17 protein-coding genes are annotated in these 20,463 nt (G+C 71.0%); 4 read left to right on the top strand and 13 right to left on the bottom strand.

The features are described from left to right. Positions 1-34 precede the first annotated feature (34 nt). The 7 genes from ABZU99_RS18405 to ABZU99_RS18375 form a co-directional block, all read right to left on the bottom strand. Positions 35-862 carry an inositol monophosphatase family protein gene (locus ABZU99_RS18405; RefSeq protein ID WP_355952125.1) on the bottom strand — a complete coding sequence of 276 codons (828 nt, stop codon included), beginning with the start codon at positions 860-862 and terminating at the stop codon, positions 35-37. Positions 863-977: 115 nt separating this feature from the next. Then, positions 978-2,507 (bottom strand): NCS1 family nucleobase:cation symporter-1, encoded by a 1,530-nt coding sequence (locus ABZU99_RS18400; RefSeq protein WP_356044674.1) that lies wholly within the window; start codon positions 2,505-2,507, stop codon positions 978-980. 274 nt (positions 2,508-2,781) lie between these two features. After that, entirely contained in the window at positions 2,782-3,783 is a 1,002-nt protein-coding gene (locus tag ABZU99_RS18395; RefSeq protein WP_356044676.1) for a TIGR03842 family LLM class F420-dependent oxidoreductase, read from the bottom strand. Positions 3,784-3,805: 22 nt separating this feature from the next. Next, on the bottom strand, positions 3,806-5,206 hold the full coding sequence (hydA, locus tag ABZU99_RS18390; RefSeq protein WP_356044678.1) for a dihydropyrimidinase: 1,401 nt from the start codon (positions 5,204-5,206) through the stop codon (positions 3,806-3,808). Then, positions 5,206-6,531, bottom strand: coding sequence for an aspartate aminotransferase family protein (locus ABZU99_RS18385; RefSeq protein ID WP_355952136.1), 1,326 nt, complete (start codon positions 6,529-6,531; stop codon positions 5,206-5,208). The genes hydA and ABZU99_RS18385 overlap by 1 nt, the downstream gene beginning before the upstream one ends. Then, entirely contained in the window at positions 6,528-7,370 is an 843-nt protein-coding gene (locus tag ABZU99_RS18380) for a nitrilase-related carbon-nitrogen hydrolase (protein ID WP_355952139.1), read from the bottom strand. Before ABZU99_RS18380 ends, ABZU99_RS18385 begins: the two co-directional genes overlap by 4 nt. Before the next feature lie 552 nt (positions 7,371-7,922). Then, positions 7,923-9,122 carry a hypothetical protein gene (locus ABZU99_RS18375; protein WP_356044680.1) on the bottom strand — a complete coding sequence of 400 codons (1,200 nt, stop codon included), beginning with the start codon at positions 9,120-9,122 and terminating at the stop codon, positions 7,923-7,925. A 62-nt stretch (positions 9,123-9,184) separates the two neighbouring features. On the opposite strand from ABZU99_RS18375, the gene ABZU99_RS18370 reads away from it, so the two are divergent. Next, positions 9,185-9,739: an isochorismatase family protein gene (locus tag ABZU99_RS18370; protein ID WP_356044683.1), complete on the top strand. Its 555-nt coding sequence runs from the start codon at positions 9,185-9,187 to the stop codon at positions 9,737-9,739. 35 nt (positions 9,740-9,774) lie between these two features. Here ABZU99_RS18370 and ggt read toward each other — a convergent pair whose 3' ends face one another. Next, positions 9,775-11,544 carry a gamma-glutamyltransferase gene (ggt, locus tag ABZU99_RS18365; RefSeq protein ID WP_356044891.1) on the bottom strand — a complete coding sequence of 590 codons (1,770 nt, stop codon included), beginning with the start codon at positions 11,542-11,544 and terminating at the stop codon, positions 9,775-9,777. A gap of 226 nt (positions 11,545-11,770) precedes the next feature. On the opposite strand from ggt, the gene ABZU99_RS18360 reads away from it, so the two are divergent. Together ABZU99_RS18360 and ABZU99_RS18355 are read left to right on the top strand one after the other, a co-directional pair. Continuing rightward, the gene (locus tag ABZU99_RS18360; RefSeq protein ID WP_355952147.1) at positions 11,771-12,532 is read left to right on the top strand and encodes a hypothetical protein; all 762 of its coding nucleotides are present in this window, start codon (positions 11,771-11,773) and stop codon (positions 12,530-12,532) included. 220 nt (positions 12,533-12,752) lie between these two features. Continuing rightward, entirely contained in the window at positions 12,753-14,375 is a 1,623-nt protein-coding gene (locus ABZU99_RS18355) for an alpha/beta fold hydrolase (RefSeq protein ID WP_356044686.1), read from the top strand. Positions 14,376-14,499: 124 nt separating this feature from the next. Here ABZU99_RS18355 and ABZU99_RS18350 read toward each other — a convergent pair whose 3' ends face one another. The 5 genes from ABZU99_RS18350 to ABZU99_RS18330 form a co-directional block, all read right to left on the bottom strand. Continuing rightward, the gene (locus ABZU99_RS18350) at positions 14,500-15,369 is read right to left on the bottom strand and encodes an amino acid ABC transporter permease (protein WP_355952152.1); all 870 of its coding nucleotides are present in this window, start codon (positions 15,367-15,369) and stop codon (positions 14,500-14,502) included. Continuing rightward, positions 15,366-16,010 carry an amino acid ABC transporter permease gene (locus ABZU99_RS18345; protein ID WP_356044690.1) on the bottom strand — a complete coding sequence of 215 codons (645 nt, stop codon included), beginning with the start codon at positions 16,008-16,010 and terminating at the stop codon, positions 15,366-15,368. The genes ABZU99_RS18350 and ABZU99_RS18345 overlap by 4 nt, the downstream gene beginning before the upstream one ends. Before the next feature lie 9 nt (positions 16,011-16,019). Further along, entirely contained in the window at positions 16,020-16,958 is a 939-nt protein-coding gene (locus ABZU99_RS18340; RefSeq protein ID WP_356044693.1) for a glutamate ABC transporter substrate-binding protein, read from the bottom strand. A 17-nt stretch (positions 16,959-16,975) separates the two neighbouring features. Beyond that, positions 16,976-17,722 (bottom strand): amino acid ABC transporter ATP-binding protein, encoded by a 747-nt coding sequence (locus ABZU99_RS18335; RefSeq protein ID WP_355952159.1) that lies wholly within the window; start codon positions 17,720-17,722, stop codon positions 16,976-16,978. A 143-nt stretch (positions 17,723-17,865) separates the two neighbouring features. Further along, positions 17,866-18,306, bottom strand: coding sequence for a DUF6278 family protein (locus tag ABZU99_RS18330; RefSeq protein WP_355952162.1), 441 nt, complete (start codon positions 18,304-18,306; stop codon positions 17,866-17,868). 298 nt (positions 18,307-18,604) lie between these two features. On the opposite strand from ABZU99_RS18330, the gene ABZU99_RS18325 reads away from it, so the two are divergent. Further along, positions 18,605-20,440, top strand: a complete 1,836-nt coding sequence (locus ABZU99_RS18325; protein ID WP_356044697.1) for an SGNH/GDSL hydrolase family protein — start codon at positions 18,605-18,607, stop codon at positions 20,438-20,440. The last annotated feature ends 23 nt before the right edge of the window (positions 20,441-20,463 follow it).

Raw genomic sequence — 20,463 nt, 5'->3', positions numbered from 1 at the left:
TCGGCCTCCTCATCCTTGAGGATCAGTGGAACGATCAGCCGGCGGCGGCCAGCAGGCCCAGGATATGCCGAACGGTCGCCTCGTCCCGCGCCGCTGTGAAAGGAAGCTCGTTGCCTCCGGCGATCCGGAACGGCTCGCCGCTCAGCGTCGCGTTCGCACCGCCCGCCTCGTTGACCAGCAGCAGCCCGGCGGCGTGGTCCCAGGCGTTCTCCCAGGTGAAGGCGATCGCGTCGAGCTTGCCCTGGGCCACATGGAGATATTCCAGACCGGCCGAGCCGCAGGGACGCGGCTGGACCCCCGGCGTCCGCAGCCCGGAGAGGGCACGCTTCTCCCTGTCGGTGGTGAAGTCGAAGTGGGAGACGGCGACTTCAAGGGTCTTGCCGGGAGCCGGGGAGCCGGAGCGGATCGGCTCACCGTTCAGCACCGCGCCCTGGCCGCGGCGGGCGATGGCCATCTGGTCGAGCGCGGGGGCGAAGGTCCAGGAGGCGAGCAGCTCACCGCGGTGCGCAAGGGTGACGAGCGTGGAGAAGCCCTGGTTGCCGTGGACGAACTGCCGGGTGCCATCGACCGGGTCGACGATCCATACGGGGGCGTCGCCGCCGAGGTGGGCCAGATCGGACGGATCGGCGTGAACCCCCTCCTCGCCGACCACCGCCGAGCCGGGCAGCAGGGCGGTGAGGGAGGCGGCCAGATGCTCCTCGGCCCGCCGGTCGGCGGTGGTCACCAGGTCGTGCGGGCCCTTCTTCTCAACGATCTCGTGGCGGGCGAGCTGCTGGAAGCGCGGCATGATCTCGTCCGCGGCCGCCTTGCGGACCGCCTCCTCCACATCGGAGAGATCACCGGCGAGAAATTGATCGATCATGCGTTCATCGAACCATGCCTGTCCGACAGCCGGTGAGCCGGCGAGGGCCGGACGGTGTCATCGACGTGAACCCCGTCGATGTGGACCTGTCATGCCCGGAGCAGGTCTGCGCAGCTCATGGCTTGCGCCCGGCCCCGGGCAGCATCAGCGCCGTGTAGAGGACGAGGGACACCCCGAGGCCGACCGCCCAGCCGTAGTCGGCCAGCGGCTGGAGGAAGGGGATCAGCCCGTCCTCGGGGAAGGGGCCCTTGCCGGGATGGGAGGAGGAGCCGCCCACCGCGAGCGCACCGCCGACCGCGAAGGCCGCGACGGCCCGCCAGTTCCAGCCGGAGGCGTACCAGTAGCGGCCGCCGGGCCGGTAGAGGTCGGCGAGGTCGAGCACGGTGCGACGGATGATCCAGTAGTCGGCGATCAGCACGCCCGCGACCGTGCCGAGCAGTCCGCCGACGACGCCGAGCCAGGTGAAGATGTACAGCTCGGGGGTGGAGGTGAGCTTCCAGGGGAAGATCACCACACCGACGATGCCGGTGATCAGCGCCCCGGTACGGAAGGTGATGAACTTCGGCGCGAGATTGGCCAGGTCGTACGCGGGCGAGACCACATTGGCCGCGATATTGACCGAGAGGGTGGCGATCAACACCGTGACCAGGGCGAAGAGCAGGCCGAAGACATTGTCGGTCTTGCCCGCCAGCGCCACCGGATCCCAGATCGGCTCGCCGTAGACGGCCTCCGAGCCGGAGGTGACGAAGACGGAGAGCAGCGCGAAGGCGGTCATGGTGGTGGGCAGCCCCAGCGTCTGGCCCCACACCTGGGCCCGCTGGCCCGCGCCGAAGCGGGTGAAGTCGGGGATGTTCAGCGAGAGAGTGGCCCAGAAGCCGATCATGCCCATGAGGGAGGGAAAGAAGACCGGCCAGAAATCGCTGCCCCAGCCGAGCTTGGAGGGCTGGTCGAGCAGCGAGCCGAAGCCGCCCGCCTTGATGGACATCCAGACCAGCAGCGCGACGGCGCCGACGAGAACGAAGGGCGCGGCCCAGTTCTCGAACCGCCGCAGGGTCTCCATCCCCCGGTAGATGATCGCCAGTTCGAGCGCCCAGAAGACGAGGAAGCACAGCCACAGGGTCCAGGGGTAGCCGCCGATCTGCCCGGCCCTCTCCCAGCCGCCGCCGAAGACCTTGCCCAGCAGGATGTAGATGCCCTGACCGCCGATCCAGGTCTGGATGCCGAACCAGGCGCAGGCCACAGCCGCACGGATCAGCGCGGGGAGGTTGGCCCCGCGCAGCCCGAAGGAGGCGCGGGCCAGCACGGGGAAGGGGATGCCGTACTTGGGTCCGGCGTGGCCGGTGAGCAGCATCGGCAGCAGCACGATGAGGTTGGCGAGGGCGATGGTGAAGACGGCCTGATTCCAGTCCATGCCGAGCGCGACGAGGCCGGAGGCGAGGGTCCAGGAGGGGATGTTGTGGGCCATGCCGATCCACAGCGCGGTGAAGTTGTAGGTGGTCCAGCGGCGTTCGGCCACCGGCACCGGGCGCAGATCGGCGTTGCTGTAACGGGGGTCGGCCGGCGTGGTGCCGGGCGGGAGTTCGACGCGGCCGTCCAGGTGGGTGGTCCGGCCCGGCTCGGCAGGGGGCGGTGCGGTAGCGGTCATGGGGACCCTCTTCGTTCGAGCGGTGATGGGGAGGGGGACGGGAGATCGAACGAGGCCGTGCGGGGCCCGGGGCCGGGCCGGGCCGGGCACGGGAGATCGAACGAGGCCGTGCGGGGCCCGGGGCCGGGCGGCGGTGGGCCGACCGGCCGGTGGGGGGTGAGCCGGAGGGCGGACTAAGCGGTTACGGCGAAGTCAAGTGCTGATCCTTCTCGGCGTCCAAGCCCTCGGCCACGCCGAACGGCGAGGGATCAGCGGCGAACTTCACCGCATCCGCTCAGCCGGCGAGGGCGGGGATGATCCGCTCGCCGTACGCGTCGATCGTGGACTCCTTGGCGTCGTGCATCGCGTAGACGGCGAACTGGTCGACGCCCAGCGCGCGCAGCCGCTCCAGCTTCTCGATATGCGCCTCGGCCGGGCCGAGCAGGCAGAAGCGGTCCACGATCTCGTCTGGGACGAAGGCGGTGTCGGGGTTTCCGGTCCGGCCGTGGTGGCTGTAGTCGTAGCCCTGCCGCTCCTTGACGTACGCGGTCAGGGACTCGGGGACGGCGCCGGAGCCCTCGCCGTAGCGGGAGACCAGATCGGCGACATGGTTGCCGACCATCCCGCCGAACCAGCGGCACTGCTCACGGGCGTGGTCGAGGTCGTCGCCCACGTACGCGGGAGCGGCGACGCAGATGGTGACCTCGTCCGGATCACGCCCGGCCACGGCGGCGGCGGTCCGTACCGCCATGACCATCCACTCCGTCAGGAAGGGGTCGGCCAGTTGCAGGATGAAGCCGTCGGCCTGCTGCCCGGCCAGCGCGAGCGCCTTGGGGCCGTACGCCGCCATCCAGACGGGCAGCCTGCTGTTCTCGATCCAGGGGATGCGCATCGGGCTGCCGTCCACGACGGCCTCCCTCCCCTCCGCCAGGTCGCGGATGGCATCGATGGCCTCGCCGAGGCGGGTGAGGGTGTTGGGCTTGCGCCCCGCCACCCGCAGCGCGGAGTCGCCGCGGCCGATGCCGCAGACGGTGCGGTTGCCGTACATCTCGTTGAGGGTGGCGAAGGTCGAGGCGGTCACCTCCCAGGTGCGGGTGGAGGGGTTGGTGACCATCGGGCCGACGATCAGCCGCTGGGTCTCGGCCAGGATGCGGCTGTAGATGACGAACGGCTCCTGCCACAGCACGGCGGAGTCGAACGTCCAGCCGTAGTGGAAGCCGTTGTTCTCGGCGCGACGCATCAGCTCGACGACGCCCGACGCGGGTGGATCGGTCTGCAGGACGAGTCCGAAGTCCATGCTCGCTCCCAGGCTCGATGGGTCAGGTGAGGTACTGACAGGTGTCGCGCGGGACGTACTGGCCGTGCCCCGCGCGCCCGGTGTACTGCCGCTGGTCGATGACGGTGACCCCGCGCGACAGCACGGTCTCGACCTGCCCGGTGATCTGCTTGCCCTCGTACGCCGAGTAGTCGACGTTCATATGGTGGGTCTCGGCGGAGATGGTCTGCTGGGCCATCGGGTCGTAGATGACGATGTCGGCGTCGGCGCCCGGGGCGATGGTTCCCTTCTTCGGGTAGAGGCCGAACATCCGGGCCGGGGTGGCGCAGGCGATCTCGATCCAGCGACGGCGGGACATGTGGCCGTCCACGACGGCCTGATGGAGGAGGTCCATCCGGTTCTCCACACCCGGCATCCCATTGGGAATCTTGGAGAAGTCGCCGCGCCCCAGCTCCTTCTGCCCGGTGAAGCAGAAAGGACAGTGGTCGGTGGAGACGACCTGAAGGTCGTTGGTGCGCAACCCCCGCCACAGCGCCGCCTGGTGCTCGCGCGGGCGCAGCGGTGTGGAGCAGACGTACTTGGCGCCCTCGAAGTCCGGCTCGGCGAGGTTGTCCGTCGACAGGAACAGATACTGCGGACAGGTCTCGCCGAAGACGGGAAGCCCCTTGTCGCGCGCCTGGGCCAGCTCCGCGACGGCCTCCTCGGCCGATACATGGACGACGTACAGCGGGGCTCCGGCCACCCGGGCGAGCTGGATGGCGCGATGGGTCGCCTCGGCCTCCAGCAGCGCCTTGCGGACCTCGCCGTGGTAGCGGGGGTCGGTCCTGCCCTCGGCAAGGGCCTGTTCGACCAGGACGTCGATGGCGATGCCGTTCTCGGCATGCATCATGATGAGCCCGCCGTTGGCGGCGCCGCGCTGCATGGCGCGCAGGATCTGCCCGTCGTCGCTGTAGAAGACGCCCGGATAGGCCATGAAGAGCTTGAACGACGTACAGCCTTCGTCGACGAGAAGATCCATTTCCTTGAGCGAGCTGTCGTTGACATCGGAGAGGATCATGTGGAAGGCGTAGTCGATCGCGCAGTTGCCGCCCGCCTTGAGATGCCAGGCGTCCAGGCCCTCGCGCAGCGCGTGGCCCGCCGTCTGGATCGCGAAGTCCACGATGGTGGTCGTCCCGCCCCAGGCCGCCGCGCGGGTGCCGGTCTCGAAGGTGTCGGCGGCGAAGGTCCCGCCGAACGGCATCTCCATATGGGTGTGCGGATCCACCCCGCCCGGAATCACGTACTTCCCCGCCGCGTCGATCGTCCGGTCCGCGCTCCACCCACGGGCGCAGTCACTGTCGGACGCGGCGAGGGCGGCGACCTTGCCGTCCTCGATGAGCACATCGGCGTGGGTCTCTTCGGCAGCGGTGATCACGAGCCCGCCGCGGATCACGGTACGGGTCATCAGCCCGCGCTCCTTCCCTGGGTGGCCTGCATTCCCTGGGTGGCCCGCAGGGCGGCTTCGAGGATCTCCGCGCCCTCCTCCGCCTCGGCGACGGTGAGGCTCAGCGGCGGGGCGACGCGCAGCACGCTGCTGTTGTGGCCGCCGCCCTTGCCGATCAGCAATCCGCCCTCGCGGGCAGCCTCCAGCACGGCCGACGCGGCCTCGGGAGACGGCCGGTCGGTGCCGGGCTCGACCAGTTCGATGCCGATCATCAGCCCCCGGCCGCGTACCTCGCGCACGGTGTCCACCCCGGCGGACGCGGCACGCAGCCGCTCGATGAGCAGCCCGCCGACCCGGCGGGCGTTGCCCTGGAGGTCGTGTTCCACCAGGTGAGTGAGGTTGGCGAGCCCGGCGGCCATGGTGATGGGGCTGCCGCCGAAGGTGGAGATGGAGTTGGCGCCCAGGCAGTTCATGACCTCCGCGCGGGCGACGACACCGCCGATCGACATGCCGTTGCCGATGCCCTTGGCGAAGGTGAGGATGTCGGGCGGCCCCGAGCCGTCGTGGGCCTGCCAGCCCCAGAAGTGGTCACCGGTGCGGCCCCAGCCGGTCTGCACCTCATCGGTGATCCACAGAATGCCGTGCCGGTCGAGCACCTCGCGGAACGCGGCGAAGAGCCCGTCGGGCGGGGAGGTGAAGCCCCCGACCCCCTGGATCGGCTCCGCGATCAGCGCCGCCACATTGCCGTGCGCCTGGCCGAGAAGATCCTCGAGGTCGGCCACGCAGGCAGCGATGAACTCGGTGTCGGTGAGCTCGGCGAACGGCCCCCGGGCCCGCACCCCGCCGTGCACGTACAGCGTCTGCAGCGGCGACAGACTCGTCGGCGACCAGGAACGGTTCCCGGTGATCCCGACGGCCGAGAAGGACCGGCCGTGGTAGCTGTTGCGCATCGCCAGGATCTGGTTGGAGCGGCGGTACGTGGTAGCCAGCAGCAGGGCCGTGTCATTCGCCTCCGTACCGGAGGTGGTGAAGAAGACCCGCGCGTCCGGAATGCCGGACAGGGCGGCGACACGCTCGGCCAGATCGACCATCGGACGGTCGAGATAGAGCGTGGAGGTGTGCAGGATCCGGCCCGCCTGCTCGCTGATCGCCTTGGTCACCTCGGGGAGGGCATGGGCGGTCATGGTGGTGAGGATGCCGCCGAAGAAGTCGAGATAGCGATTGCCGTCGGCGTCCCAGACATGGCGTCCCTCGCCATGCGTGATCTCGATCGGGCGCCGGTAGTAGAGAGCGAGCCAGTCCGGCAGCACGGCCTGGTGACGCGCGTGGAGCCGCTCGCTGGTCACGGCTTCACCAGCCCCTCGTAGGCGTCGGGCCGCCGGTCGCGGTAGAAGGCCCACTGCTGGCGCACCTCGTCGATCAGACCGAAGTCGAGGTCGCGGACGATCAGCTCCTCCTCCTTGTCGCTGGCGACCTCGCCGACGAACTGGCCCCGCGGGTCGACGAAGTAGCTGGTGCCGTAGAAGTCGTTGTCGCCGTACTCTTCCACGCCCACACGGTTGATCGCGGCGATGAAGTACTCATTGGCGACCGCCGCCGCCGGCTGCTCCAGCTGCCACAGATACGCCGACAGCCCCCGGGAGGTGGCCGAGGGGTTGTAGACCAGCTGCGCCCCGGCCAGCCCCAGTTCGCGCCAGCCCTCCGGGAAGTGGCGGTCGTAGCAGATATAGACGCCCACCTTGCCCACGGCGGTGTCGAACACCGGCCAGCCCACGTTGCCCGGCTTGAAGTAGTACTTCTCCCAGAACCCCTTGACCTGGGGGATGTGGTGCTTGCGGTACTTGCCCAGATAGCTGCCGTCCGCGTCGATCACGGCCGCGGTGTTGTAGTAGAAACCGGACTGCTCGGCCTCGTAGACCGGCACCACGATCACCATCCCGGTCTCCCGGGCCAGCGCCCGCATCCGCCGCACCGTCGGACCGTCCGGCACCGGCTCCGCCCACCGGTAGTGCTCCGACTCCTGCACTTGACAGAAGTACGGAGCGTTGAACACCTCCTGGAAGCCGATCACCTTGGCGCCCTGAGCGGCCGCCTGCCGGGCGTGCTCCTCATGCTTAGCGATCATCGATTCGGTGTCGCCGGTCCAGGTGGCCTGGACGAGAGCGGCTCGTACGACGTTGGCCATGATCAGCTCCTTCACAGCAGTGCCGCAGGGGCATGTCCGCCCCGTCGTCAACCTGTGTCTACGCACGTAGAATGTGGCTGTGGTGAAGAACGTAGAAGCGCACTGACCACTCTGGCAATACCGCCGCCGTTACTCAACAAAGACGATCCCGTTTCGCGTCTTGTCAGGTGCGGGGGACGCCTTCGGCGCCTGGGGCTCGGGCGGGCGGGGGCCGGTCCCGCACTGTTGCCGGGTGCCGGTGAGGCGGGGCGGGCGCCGACCCCGACCCGCCGCGCGGGGCCAACCCGCCGCGCGAGGCCAAGGCCGGCCACCGGCCCGCACTCCCGCAGCGAGACGCCGCCCACACCGGCCACCCGGCAAGCCGCTGGACGGCGACGGCGCGGGACCGGCCTCCACCCCGCCCGATGCTCCAACCACCCCGCCCGATGCTCCAACCACCCCGCCCGATGCTCCAACCACCCCGCCCGATGCTCCAACCACCGCACCCGAGGCGACACCCGCACCAGCCACGCATCCCCGGCTGCCACCTACAGCCGCTGGGGCACCAGCGCCTCACCCCACCACCGGCAGGCCCGCCGCGCGCAGAGCGTGGGCCAGATCGTGGTGGCTGCTGGACGACACCCCGCTCGCGGCATCGAGCAGCAGCGGGACCAGCGTGGTCGGGTCCTCGGCCGCCGCCTGGGCCGTTTCCTCCGGCGTACGGGTCCGTACGAGCGCCCCCAGCAGGAAGGCCGCCTCGTCGGGGGCGTCCGCCGCGAGCAGCGCGAGGGCGGTGTGTGCCACTTCGGGAAGGGGTCGCGCGACACTCTGCCGCAGCAGCCGCTCGCTGTCCGCCGCCCGGTCCGCCGCGACGAGCGCGTCGGCGGCGGCGGCGAGCGGGGCCGGTGGCAGGCACGCCATCTCCCACAGCAGCGTGGACACGTCGGCCCCCAGCCCGGCCCGCTCCAGCTCTGCCGCCAGCACCGGCAGCCGTGGAGCGGGCCAGGCGGCCGTCTCGCACAGCACGCCATGCGCCTCACCGCTCCGGCCGGCGGCCCGCAGCCGTCCGAGGCGCGTCACGGCCTCCTCGGCCGCACGCCGGGCCTCGGCCCGCGCCGCCGCGTCAAGAGCGAGCCGTTGCCTGCCCTCCTCCGCCGTGTCGCCGCGCTCGCGTCGCTTGGGGCCGCCGCCCCCGTACGCCCCGGCGAACCGGGCGCCGCGAGGTGTCGCCGGGACCGCGGGCACGGCCGCCGCGGGCGGCGACGGTGCCACTGCCTCACCACCGCCCCCGTCCTCGGCCAGGGCCCCGGCGAACCGCGCCCCGCGGGGTGGCGGCGCCTCGGCCACCTCCTCCAGCCCCGCGAACCGTGCCCCACGCGGCCGCGGGCGTGGCGCGGGGGCCGGGGCCGGGGCCGGGACCGCGGTGGGCCGTTCGGGGGCTGGAGCCCGCGCGTCGGCCCCGGACCCGGCCTCGGCGGGCGTACCGACGGACGGCACGTCATGCGAGCCGGAGCGCCCGGAGGCCGCACGCCGTGGGAGAGCCGCCAGGCGGGCGCGGAGCTCGTCGCAGCGGGCCGTCGCGCGCTGGTGGTCGTCATGGGCCCAGGCGAGGTCCGCGGTGAGGGGTGTGCGGTCGGCCGCGCCGCCGGCGGACCGTACGGCCGTCTCGAGGTCGCGTTCGCGCGCCGCGGCGTAACGCTGTTCGCGGAGCATCACGTCGAGGCGGTCCTGAAGGGCCTCGCGGGCGCCCGGCCCGGCGTCGTGGGCCGCCACGGAGGCACGGTAGAGAGAGGCAGCGCGGGCCGCGGCCTCCTGGGCGACCTCGGGGCCGCCCTGTGCGGAGAGGTCCTGGAGGAGGGCCTGGACGACATCCCAGGGCGGAATCTCGTGGCCGTCCAGGCAGGCTTGCAGACCGTCGGGGTCGCGCTGCGCGAAGACGCCGTACCAGCCCGCCCCCGGGTCCAGCCGTCTCGTCAGGGCACGCAGATACCGCGCGAACTCCTCAACCGCTTCGGGGAGTTGCTCACCTGCCATCACCACCCTCGCATTGGACACCCGGCGTGTTACGAATCCGGTTACGAACGCGCTACAGGCGCTTTTCCGGCCCCTCACACGACAGGCAAACTTGCAAGCGCGCCTTCCACGGCACGGACCTCGACCTCCGGCTGCGCCGCCGCGGGGTGACGCAGGTGGTACTGGGGGGCGTCGCGACCAGCATCGGGGTGGAGTCGACGGCCCGTTCCGCATACGAGCACGGCTATCACGTGACCCTCGCGACCGACGCCATGACCGACATGGACGCCGAAGCGCACCGCAACAGCGTCGAGAAGACCTTCCCGCGGCTCGGGGAGGCCGACTCGACCGACGCGATCCTCGCCCTGCTCGGCTGAGCCCAGCAGGGCGAGTCACGTCCCGGTGGGCCGCGTCAGCCCGCCGGGCTGACCACCATCGCCGAGCCGCCGCCCCGCCGTGCCTTCTCGGCCGCCGCCAGCCACCGTCCGCCGGACAGCCGCTGCACGCCCGTGGCGGCCCCGATCTCGGGGTTCTGCTTGAAGGAGTGGCCGAGCGCCTCCAGACGGGCCCGCTGCGGGCCGTTCCACAGCCCCGGTTCCAGCTCCGTCTGGGCGGCGTTGCGCTGGCTGGCGCGCGGCGCGGCGATCGCGTCGACCAGCGGCATGCCCCGCTCGAGGTGGTTCAGGAGGGTCTGCAGCACGGTCGTGATGATGGTCGCGCCGCCCGGTGAGCCCAGCGCCAGCACCGGCTGACGGCCGTCGAGCACGATCGTCGGCGACATCGATGAACGCGGCCGCTTCCCCGGGCCCGGCAGGTTCGGGTCGTGGACGGCGGGGTCGGCGGGCGCGAAGGAGAAGTCGGTCAGCTCGTTGTTCAGCAGAAAGCCCCGGCCGGGCACGGTGATACCGCTGCCGCCGGTCTGCTCGATGGTGAGGGTGTAGGCGACGACGTTGCCCCACTTGTCGGCGACCGTGAGATGGGTGGTGTTCTCGCCCTCGTAGGTCGTCGGGGCGGCGTGGCCACGCGTGTCGCAGGAACCGGGCTTCGCCGGGTGGGTCGGGTCGCCGGGCGCGACGGGGCTCTTCAGCACCGCGTCGCCCTTGATCAGGCAGGCGCGGGAGTCGGCGAACCGCTGTGAGGTGAGGCCCTTGGTGGGCACGTCCTCAGCGGCGGGGTCACCGACCCACCGGCCCCGGTCGGCGAAGGCGATCCGGCTGGCCTCGATGTAACGGTGCAGATAGTCGCGCTCGCTGAGCTTGGAGAGGTCGGTCTTCTCCAGCATGTTGAGCGCCTGGGCGACGGTCGTGCCGCCGGAGGACGAGGGCGCCATGCCGTAGACGTCCAGCCCCCGGTAGGAGGTACGGGTCGGGGCCTGCCGCTTGGTGGCGTACCCGCGCAGGTCCTGGGCCGTCAGATCGCCGGCCCGTACGGTGCGCTGGGCCTTGGGATCGACGGGGGGCTTGCGCACGGTCGAGACGATGTCACGGCCGAGCTCGCCCTTGTAGACGGCGCCGACGCCCTTCTTGGCCAGCAGCGCGTAGGTCCGGGCGAGATCCGGATTGGTGAAGGTGGATCCCTCGACCGGGAGTTGACCACCGGGAAGGAAGAGCTTCGCGGTGGCCGGGAAGTCCTTGAAGCGGTCCTGGTTGTCGGCGGTCTGCTGACGGAAGGTGGAGTCGACCGTAAAGCCGTCACGAGCCAGCCGCTCGGCGGGCTTCAGCACCTGCGCCAGCGAGCGGCTGCCCCAGGTGTGGAGGGCGTCGTCCCAGGTGGCGGGGGTGCCGGGGGTGCCCACGCTGAGCCCGCTGGTGACGGCGTCCGCGAACGGCAGCGGCTTGCCGTCCTTGCCGAGGAACAGGTTCTGGTCCGCGCTGCGGGGTGCGGTCTCGCGGCCGTCCAGCGTATACACCTTGTGGTGCTTGGCGTTGTAGTAGACGAAGTACCCGCCGCCGCCGACGCCCGCCGAGTACGGCTCGGTGACCCCGAGCGCGGCGGCTGTCGCGACCGCCGCGTCCACCGCGTTGCCGCCATGACGCAGGACGTCGATCCCGGCCGCCGAGGCGTCGGCGTCCACGCTGGAGACCGCGCCGCCGTATCCGACAGCCACGGGGGTCTTGGCAGGCACGGCGGGGGCGGATACCCCGGCGGCATCGGCCGGGGCGACCCCGAGCACGGCGACCATCCCGGCCGCGGCGGCGAACGCGGGCAGTCGGCGCCGTACGGCCGGCGCGGTGGATGTGGACGTGGTTGCCGATGCGGCCGGTCGTGCGGCGTGGCCCATCCGTACCTCCAAGCTGACGACAGGTGGCGGAGCCTACCGGTGCCCTTCATGCCCACGACAGGGGTGAAACGAACCGTTCATCCATACGCTCGAATACCCACCTGGTGGACGGCTACGATGCGCGGCCATGACAGACACGCTGCAGGATCTGATCGCCGCCGCGGCGGCCCTGGTCGTGGGCCTGGCCGCCGGCTGGGCCGTCCACTCGGCGGCCGCGGGCCGCAAGCGCGCCCGCGAGCAGCGCTTCTTCGGTCTGCCGGACGGTTCGGAATGTGTGCTGGTCACCCACCGGGACAGCACCTCGGCACACTGGAGCATCCCGCGCCATGACGCGCTGGCGCTGCTCGGGCTGGCCTCCGTCGTGGAGAACTGCGGAGCGCATGCGGAGGTCGCCCCGCACGACACGGGGCTGCAGGGCTTCGGCGCGCGGACGGAGTTCTGCGTGGGCGACCCGACCGCGCACCGCCGGCTCGCCGCCCACATGACGAACCTGCTGCCGGGCGTCACCGTGCACCCGGGCGACGAGTCCGGGACGGACCGGGGCACGTTCACCATCGGCGGTACGGACTACCGCCCGGAGCCGGGCGCGGTCGAGCATGTGCTGCTGGCCCGGCTGACGGCGGGCGACGGCCGCCCCGTCTTCCTGGCCGCCGGCCAGCGTCCGGTCACCCATCGCGCCGCCATCCGCCATCTCGTCCGCAACCGAGCCCGTTTCGCCCGCAAGTACGGCGCGCAGGGCTCCTTCTGTCTGCTGCTGAAGGTGGTCAACTCCCAGGCGTACGGCCCCGATCTGGTCGAGGTTGTCGCGGATGTGACCAAGCCCGCGACCACCGCGACCGGTTCGTCCACCGGGACCGCCCGGCTGCGCACAACAGCCAAGGACGACTGAGGTCAACGGCCGAGGTCAGGGGGACGGGGCCGGACCCGTGGGGGGTCCGGCCCCGGGGCAGCGCCCCAGGCCGGGCCGGCCCCGGCAGCCGACGTCGGCCCTTATCGTTACCCATGCGTAACTTACCGCCCTATTACCAACGGTAAACACCCGAGTTACCGTCAGGTCACTCAGTACCGGTGCTCCCAGCCCCCCACGGCATTCCCCCTCAGGAGCGACAGTGACCCCTGCCCGCAGAGTCCTGCGCGCGACGACCGCCGCCACCGTCTCGGTGACCGTGCTGGCCGGTGCGGCCTTCGGCCTCGCCCCCTGCGCACAGGCCGGGACGCCGGCGCTGAAGACCGCCGCCGCCGCCACCGCCGCCGGAACCTCCGTACGCTTCGTCGACATCCCCGGCGCCGGCGGGATCACTCTGGCCGCCAATGTCGTCGCACCGGCGGACGCCGGCGGATCCGGCCGCCATCCCCTCATCGTGCTGCCCACCAGCTGGGGTCTTCCCCAGGTCGAATATCTCGCCCAGGCCAAGAAGCTCGCCGAGTCCGGCTACGTCGTGGTCAGTTACAACCCCCGTGGCTTCTGGCAGTCCGGCGGACGGATCGAGACGGCCGGGCCGCCCGATGTCGCCGATGTCTCCAAGGTGATCGACTGGGCGCTCGCCCACACCGCCGCCGACCCCGACCACATCGGCATCACCGGACTCTCGTACGGCGCCGGGATCAGCCTGCTCGCGGCCGGTTCCGACAAGCGGATCAAGGCCGTTGTCGCGATGAGCGGCTGGGCGGATCTGAACGACTCGATCTACAGCGGCCGCACCCCGCACGCCCAGGCCGCCGGGCTGCTCGGCGCGGCCGGGGCGGTGACCGGGCGGCCGAGCGAGGAGTTCAAGCAGACCATCAAGGATTTCCTCGGCTCCAACCTGGCCAAGGAAAAGGAGTTCATCGCCTGGGGCAAGAAGCGGTCACCCGCCACCTACCTCGACAAGATCAATGCCAATGGCGCGGCCATCATGATGGGCAACTCGTGGGGCGACTCGGTCTTCCCGGCCAATCAGTCCGCCGCCTTCTACGACAAGCTGACCGGCCCCAAGCGGCTGGAGCTGCGGCCCGGCGACCATGCCACCGCCGAGTTCGGCGGACTGCTGGGCCTGCCGAACGACACCTGGGCGCACGCCCGCCGCTGGCTCGACCGCTATCTCAAGGGCGAACGCAACGGCATCGACGCCGAGCAGCCGGTGCAGCTGCTGTCCCGTACGGGGGATGGCGACCACTACGAGGGCTACCCCAGCTGGTCGGAGGTGCCCTCCGCGCACCGCCGGATCCCGCTCGAGGGGACCCAGCGGATCACCGCGAACATCGACTCCGGCGCCGACGGCGGAATCGCCCTGCTGACGGGCCTCCTCGACCAGTTCTTGAAGATCCCGCCGCTGGTCTCGGTGCCACTGCTGCCGCGCTGGTTCGCGGCCGTCTGGCAGACCGAGGCTTACGACCGTGAGCAGCGCATCCGTGGCACCGTCAAGCTGCACACCACCGTGACCAGCGACAAGTCCAGCGGTACGGCGGTCGCCTACCTCTATGACGTCGGCCCGCTGGGGATCGGGAAGCTCATCACCAACGCCCCCGTCACCTTCCACGACCGCACCCCGGGCATGCCCTTCGGCGTGGATCTGGACCTGTTCTCGACGGCGTATGACGTCCCGGCCGGACACCGGCTCGCGCTGGTCGTCGACACGGTCGACCCGCTCTACATCGAACAGAACCCGGGCGGCGCCCATCTCACGTTCTCCTCCCCGGACGCGGACCCGTCGTATCTGTCGGTCCCGCTCCGCGACAAGGCCGGGGACTAAGCGGTTACGGCGAAGTCAAGTGCTGATCCTTCTCGGCGTCCAAGCCCTCGGCCAGGCCGAACGGCGAGGGATCAGCGGCGAACTTCACCGCATCCGCTTAGGGGCCCGGTCACCGGCCCGCCCGTCAGCCGCGGGTGTCCCCCGGCATGGGCGCGGCCGGTTCGGGTGCGGCGACCTGCGCCTGACCCGTCTTCACGTTGCGGCGCTCCCGCTTGGCGACCCAGTGGGCGAACCAGGACAGCAGCATGCACATCCCGATGTAGACCGGTGAGATCACCATGACCACCGGGATGAAGGGCAGGTCGTAGTCGAGATTGGAGGCGATCAGCTTTCCGGCGTGCAGAAACTCCTCATAGGTGATCAGAAAGCCCAGCGAGGTGTCCTTGAGGGCCACCACCAGCTGGCTGATGATGGCCGGCAGCATGGCCCGCAGCCCCTGCGGAACCAGCACATACGCCATGACCTGGGTCTTGCGCATGCCCAGCGAGTAGGCCGCCTCGCGCTGTCCGCGGTCCACCGCGCCCACGCCCGCGCGGAACACCTCGGCGAGCACCGAGCCGTTGTAGAGGGTCAGTCCGGCGACGAGGGCGGGCAGCGGCTGTACCTTCAGCGCCACGAAGATGAAGAAGATCATCACCAGGACGGGCATCGCGCGGAAGAACTCCACCACCAGCGTGGCCAGCCAGCGCACCGGGCCGTGGTCCGAGAGCCGCCCGGTGGCGAGCACTCCCCCGAGCGCGAGCGAGAGGACCGCGGCCAGGCCGAACGCCTTGAGGGTGTTGGCGAGTCCGCGCAGCAGCAACAGCTGGATGCCCTTGTACTCGAACGGCATCCACTTCTGGTAGGTGAACTGGCCCGTCTCGACAAGGAGATGGACGATCCAGGCCAGCAGCGCCAGGAGTACGGCCGCCGAGAGCAGTCCGTAGACCCGGTGGCGGCGGCGGGTGCCGGGCCCGGGGGCGTCGTAGAGGGCGGTCTTGGTGGTGGCGGTCATCGCGGCACTCCCCAGCGCCTCTCCAGGACGGCGAAGATCGCGCTGATGGTCAGCGTCACGATCAGATAGCCGGCGGCGATCCAGACGAAGGTCCAGATGATGCTGTAGCCCATCTCATTGAGCGGTTTGTAGGTGCCGAGCAGCTCGGTGACGCTGAACGACCCGGCGATGGCCGAGTTCTTGGCGAGCGCGATCAGCGTCGAGCCGATCGGCGGAATGACCGAGCGGAACGCCTGCGGCAGGACGACCGTGCCCAGCGTCTGCTCGAAGGACATGCCCAGGCTGCGCGCGGCCTCGCCCTGTCCGACCGGCACCGTGTTGATGCCCGAGCGCACCGCCTCGCAGATGAAGGCCGAGGTGTAGCAGCCGAGTGCGAGCACCGCGAAGGTGGTGAACGGCAGCACGAGCCCGAAGCGCGGCAGCCCGAGCATCACCGCGAAGAAGAGCAGCGTCAGCGGCGTATTGCGGAGCACCGTCACCCAGGTGGTGCCGAAGGCCCGGAGCGAGGCGACGGGCGCCACCCGGAAAGCGGCCATCAGGACACCGACCACGAGCGCGAGCAGCGAGGCGTACGCGGTCAGCTCGACGGTGCCGAGGAAGCCCCTGCCGTAGAGCGAGAAGTTCTTGGTGAGCACGTCCATGGGGTGGCCTCAACCCGTTTGGTAGCGGTCGATGGGGGGAGGTTTGGGAGCGGGGACGCCGGAAAGGCCGAGGGTCGCGTTGTACGCCTTCTTCCAGTCGCCGTTGCGCTCGTGGGTCTGGATGGCGTCGTCCAGCGCGAAGCGGAGCGCGTTGTCGCGCTTGGGCACGCCGATGCCGTACGGCTCCTTGGAGAAGGGTCTGCCCACCACCTTCAGCTCCTCGGGCGCCTTGGCCGCGTAGCCGAGCAGGATGACGTTGTCGGTGGTGACCGCGTCCACCTGGAAGGTGAGCAGATTGTCGACGCACACCGAGTAGGTGTCGTACGCGACCGCGCGAGCCTTGGGGTAGTCGGACTCGATGCGCTGCAGCGGAGTCGATCCGGCCACCGAGCACACCGTCTTTCCCGCCAGATCCCGCGGGCCGTGGATGTCGTTCTCGTCCGTGCGCACCAGCAGCGCCTGGCCGGCCATGTAGTAGGGACCGGCGAAGCCGACCTGGCGCTTGCGCAGCGCGTTGATGGTGTAGGTGCCGACGTAGTAGTCGATCTGGCCGTTCTGGAGCGCGGTCTCGCGGTTGGCGGACGCGATGGTCCGGAATCTGATGGCGCTCGGCTTGAAGCCGAGGGAGGCCGCCATCATCTTGGCGATCTCGATGTCGAAGCCGGAGTAGCGTCCGGTGGCCGGATCCTTCTCGCCCAGATAGGGCTGGTCCTCCTTGACCCCGACGGTGAGATGGCCGCGGCGCTCGGCCCGTCGCCAGGTGGGCGAGGAGGGCAGCCGGAAGCCGGTCGCCACCTGGTAGGTGGGCAGCTTCTCCGGCTTGGGCCCCTTGGCGGGCGGGCTGCCCTCCTTGCCGCAGCCGCCTGCCGCGGGCAGCAGGGCCAGGGCGAGCACCAGGGCGGCGAGCGCGCGGCGCGAACGCCCGGGGGCGCGGCGGTGGGGTCTCATGTCCGTCACCACCCGGCTCAGTGCTTGAGGATCTTGGACAGGAAGTCCCGGGCCCGGCTGGACTCCGGCGCCTTGAAGAACTCCTCCGGCGGCCGGTCCTCGACGATCCGCCCGTCGGCCATGAAGACCACCCGGTTGGCGGCGGAGCGCGCGAAACCCATCTCGTGGGTGACGACGACCATCGTCATGCCGTCCCGGGCTAGTTGGCGCATGACCTCCAGCACCTCGTTGATCATCTCCGGGTCGAGCGCCGAGGTCGGCTCGTCGAAGAGCATCACCTTGGGGTCCATGGCCAGGGCGCGGGCGATGGCCACGCGCTGCTGCTGGCCGCCGGAGAGCTGGCCGGGGTACTTGTCCGCCTGGTCGGCGAGTCCGACGCGGTCCAGGAGCTCGCGGGCGCGCCGCTCGGCGTCGCGTTTCCCGCGTTTGCGGACCTTCGTCTGAGCGAGCATCAGATTGTCCAGCACCGTCCGGTGCGCGAACAGATTGAACGACTGGAAGACCATGCCGACCTCGGCGCGCAGCTGCGCCAGCTCCTTGCCCTCCTGGGGCAGCGGCCGGCCGCCGAAGGCGATGGAGCCGGAGTCGATGGTCTCCAGGCGGTTGATGGTCCGGATCAGGGTCGACTTGCCGCCACCGGAGGGGCCGATGACCACCACCACCTCACCGCGGCCGACGGTGAGGTCGATGTCCTCCAGGACGTGCAGCGCGCCGAAGTACTTGTTGACGTCGCGCAGCTCGATCAACGGCTCACCGACGGCCATACTCGGCCCCACCCACTTTCCGCTGTGTCCCGGTCAGCGCAAGCTATCCAGACAAAAGCGGCACTTCATCGAGGACACGCATCGACGGGCGGATAATCCCCGATAGGAGTGGGGCGAGCCGGCCTCGCCGTGTCCCGGCGAGGCTATGTCTCGGCGACCTCCGCGTACAGCCGGAACAGTTCGGGGGCGCCGTCGGCCGCCCACTGATGGCCCGCCTCCACCACATCGACCTCCCGCCCGGAGCCGAGCCGGACGACGGGCCGGCCGTTCGGCCACACCTGCCAGACGGCGCCGGGGACGGTACGGACGATGACCGTGCCCAGATAGAGACCGGCGTCGTTACCGAGCCAGGGCAGCTCTTCCGGGTCGTCGCGCCAGCGCGGCACCAACTGGTCCAGGGCCTCCAGGGAGGCCGCCGAGTCATCGAGCCCGACGCCCGCGGCGGCGGCCCGCGCACGCAGCAGCTCGCACTCCGAGAGCAGTTGCGCCACGCCCTGCGGATCCTCCTCTTGGGCGCTCATCAAGGCCGTACCGGAGGCCGGACCGCGTCGCTTGCGCCAGTTGTCCAAGAAGGGGATGTTCATACCACTCAGCCTCGCATCAAGGACACGGGCGCACCACAGGGCGCGCGGTAAGGGGCGTGACCCGATGATTGTCTTGACGCCACCCGCCCGCCTCCCTACGTTCGTCCCGCACCTGTCGAATCGCCAAGGGGGCGCGTCGCTGTCGTAAGGGAGAGCGCGCAGGCCCCGAGGAACGAGGGGCCGAGCACGGTCGACCGTCGGCAAGGGCCCCTCCCAGCGGTGGCTGGGGGAGGCTGAGGTGCCCCGGCGGCGAACCGAGTCCTGGAGACGGTCGGGTTGGTTGCGAGAGGGGACAGTCATGCGCGTCGGCAGACGGTGGACAGCAGCCGGGACCATCGCGGGAGGTTTCTCCCTCGTCCTGTTCGCCTCGCCCGCCGCCGTGCGGGCCGAGCCGACCGTCCATCAGCCGCTCCCTCTGGAGCGGCTTTTCGACAACCGGGCGGTCAGCGACGACGCCAGGCCCGGCGACGCGGACTTCGACGGTGCGGGCAGCTCGCTCTCCGCACAGGACCTCAGCGCCGCCGGCTGGACCCCGGGGCGCGTCATCGCCCTCGACGCGGCACGGCTGACGTGGCCTCGGACCACCGCGGACGCGGAGCGGGGCGCCCCCGACAATGTGATCGCCGACGGGCAGTCAGTGCGGCTGCGCGGGCGCGGGGACGGGCTGACCTTCCTCGTCGCGAGCAGTTCGCCGGACGGGCCCGGCGCCGGGGTGAGCGGCACCGGCACGGTGCGCTACCGGGACGGGTCGAGCAGTACGTACACGCTGAGCGCGCCCGACTGGCGCGCCGGCCCCGCCGCCTCCAGGGCGGTCACCCTGCCCCACCGCAACACCCCCGACGGCCCGCGCCAGGAGCCGGCGCGGCTGTACGCGGTGACGGTGCCGGTGGAGCACGGCCGTGAGATCGCCTCGGTGGCGCTGCCGAAGGACCCGGGCCCGGCGGCCGACCTCCATGTCTTCGCCGCCTCGGTGAAGCGGTCCACGCCCGGCTGGACCGGCAGCTGGTCGGCGAGCACCGCCGGATACACCAAGGCCGGACCGTGGACCGACCAGACGCTGCGGCTGGTGGTGCACACCAGCACGGGCGGCCCGAGGGCCCGGATCCGGCTGGAGAACACCTTCGCCGCGGCCCCCGTGGAAATCGGCCGTGCGACGGTCGCCCTCCAGGCGGACGGCGCGGCGGCGCACGGCGCGCCGGTCCCGCTGACCTTCGGCGGCCGGTCCGGGACCTCGATCCCGGCGGGGACGCAGGCGTTCAGCGATCCGGTGGCCCTCGACCATGGACGCAGCGCGGTTCCAGCCGACGCCAATCTGCTGGTCAGCATCCATCTGCCGGGCACGGTCAGCGCGGTGCCGGTGCACAGCCAGGCCACCCAGCGCTCGTATCTCAGCGCCCCGGGCAGCGGTGACCGTTCGGGCGATTCCGGCGGTGAGAGCTATACCGGCGCCCTCACCACCTGGCCGTTTCTGACCGGGGTCGACGTCCAGGGCGGACCGGGTTCGGTCGTGACGCTCGGCGATTCGATCACGGACGGCACCAAGTCGACCGACGGCGCCAACCGCCGCTGGCCCGATGTCCTCGCGCGCCGGCTGCGCGCCCAGTCCGAGGTGCCCGCGTACGGAGTCCTCAACCAGGGGATCTCCGCCAACCGCGTGGTGACCGACGTCTATCCCGGCGAGGGGGTCAACACGAACACCAGCGGGGTGAGCGCGCTCAGCCGGCTGGAGCGGGATGTCCTCGCCCAGACCGGGACCCGTACGGTCGTCGTCTTCCAGGGCATCAACGACCTCCGCTGGGGCACCCCGGCCGAGGACGTCATCGAGGGGCTGCGCACCATCGCGGCGCGGGCGCATGCCCGTGGGCTGCGGGTGCTCGGGGCGACCATCGCCCCCTGCGAGGGCGAGTCGCGGTGCACCGCGGACGCGGACGCGCGGCGCGGTGCGGTCAACGCCTTCGTACGGGACAGCGGCGGGGTGTTCGACGCGGTACTGGACTTCGACGCCGTGGTGCGGGACCCGGACCACCCGTCACGGATCCTGCCCGCGTACGACAGCGGTGACCATCTGCACCCGGGCGACGCGGGGTTGGAGGCGCTGGCGCGCTCGATCGACCTGCGGCAGCTGACGGGGTGACCCGGGCCGGCGCCCGGGCGCGC

Source organism: Streptomyces sp. NPDC005266, assembly GCF_040607655.1.
GTDB lineage: Bacteria > Actinomycetota > Actinomycetes > Streptomycetales > Streptomycetaceae > Streptomyces.
This window is presented reverse-complemented; position numbering and strand designations above follow the sequence as displayed.

What these genes read in the sequence shown, in the direction of transcription:
- ABZU99_RS18330 (WP_355952162.1), bottom strand. Translation starts at nt 18,306, where the DNA reads ATGAACATCCCCTTCTTGGACAACTGGCGCAAGCGACGCGGTCCGGCC.
- ABZU99_RS18405 (WP_355952125.1), bottom strand. Translation starts at nt 862, where the DNA reads ATGATCGATCAATTTCTCGCCGGTGATCTCTCCGATGTGGAGGAGGCG.
- ABZU99_RS18340 (WP_356044693.1), bottom strand. Translation starts at nt 16,958, where the DNA reads ATGAGACCCCACCGCCGCGCCCCCGGGCGTTCGCGCCGCGCGCTCGCC.
- ABZU99_RS18380 (WP_355952139.1), bottom strand. Translation starts at nt 7,370, where the DNA reads ATGGCCAACGTCGTACGAGCCGCTCTCGTCCAGGCCACCTGGACCGGC.
- ggt (WP_356044891.1), bottom strand. Translation starts at nt 11,544, where the DNA reads ATGGTCGCCGTGCTCGGGGTCGCCCCGGCCGATGCCGCCGGGGTATCC.
- ABZU99_RS18335 (WP_355952159.1), bottom strand. Translation starts at nt 17,722, where the DNA reads ATGGCCGTCGGTGAGCCGTTGATCGAGCTGCGCGACGTCAACAAGTAC.
- ABZU99_RS18345 (WP_356044690.1), bottom strand. Translation starts at nt 16,010, where the DNA reads ATGGACGTGCTCACCAAGAACTTCTCGCTCTACGGCAGGGGCTTCCTC.
- ABZU99_RS18350 (WP_355952152.1), bottom strand. Translation starts at nt 15,369, where the DNA reads ATGACCGCCACCACCAAGACCGCCCTCTACGACGCCCCCGGGCCCGGC.
- ABZU99_RS18360 (WP_355952147.1), top strand. Translation starts at nt 11,771, where the DNA reads ATGACAGACACGCTGCAGGATCTGATCGCCGCCGCGGCGGCCCTGGTC.
- ABZU99_RS18395 (WP_356044676.1), bottom strand. Translation starts at nt 3,783, where the DNA reads ATGGACTTCGGACTCGTCCTGCAGACCGATCCACCCGCGTCGGGCGTC.
- ABZU99_RS18400 (WP_356044674.1), bottom strand. Translation starts at nt 2,507, where the DNA reads ATGACCGCTACCGCACCGCCCCCTGCCGAGCCGGGCCGGACCACCCAC.
- ABZU99_RS18325 (WP_356044697.1), top strand. Translation starts at nt 18,605, where the DNA reads ATGCGCGTCGGCAGACGGTGGACAGCAGCCGGGACCATCGCGGGAGGT.
- hydA (WP_356044678.1), bottom strand. Translation starts at nt 5,206, where the DNA reads ATGACCCGTACCGTGATCCGCGGCGGGCTCGTGATCACCGCTGCCGAA.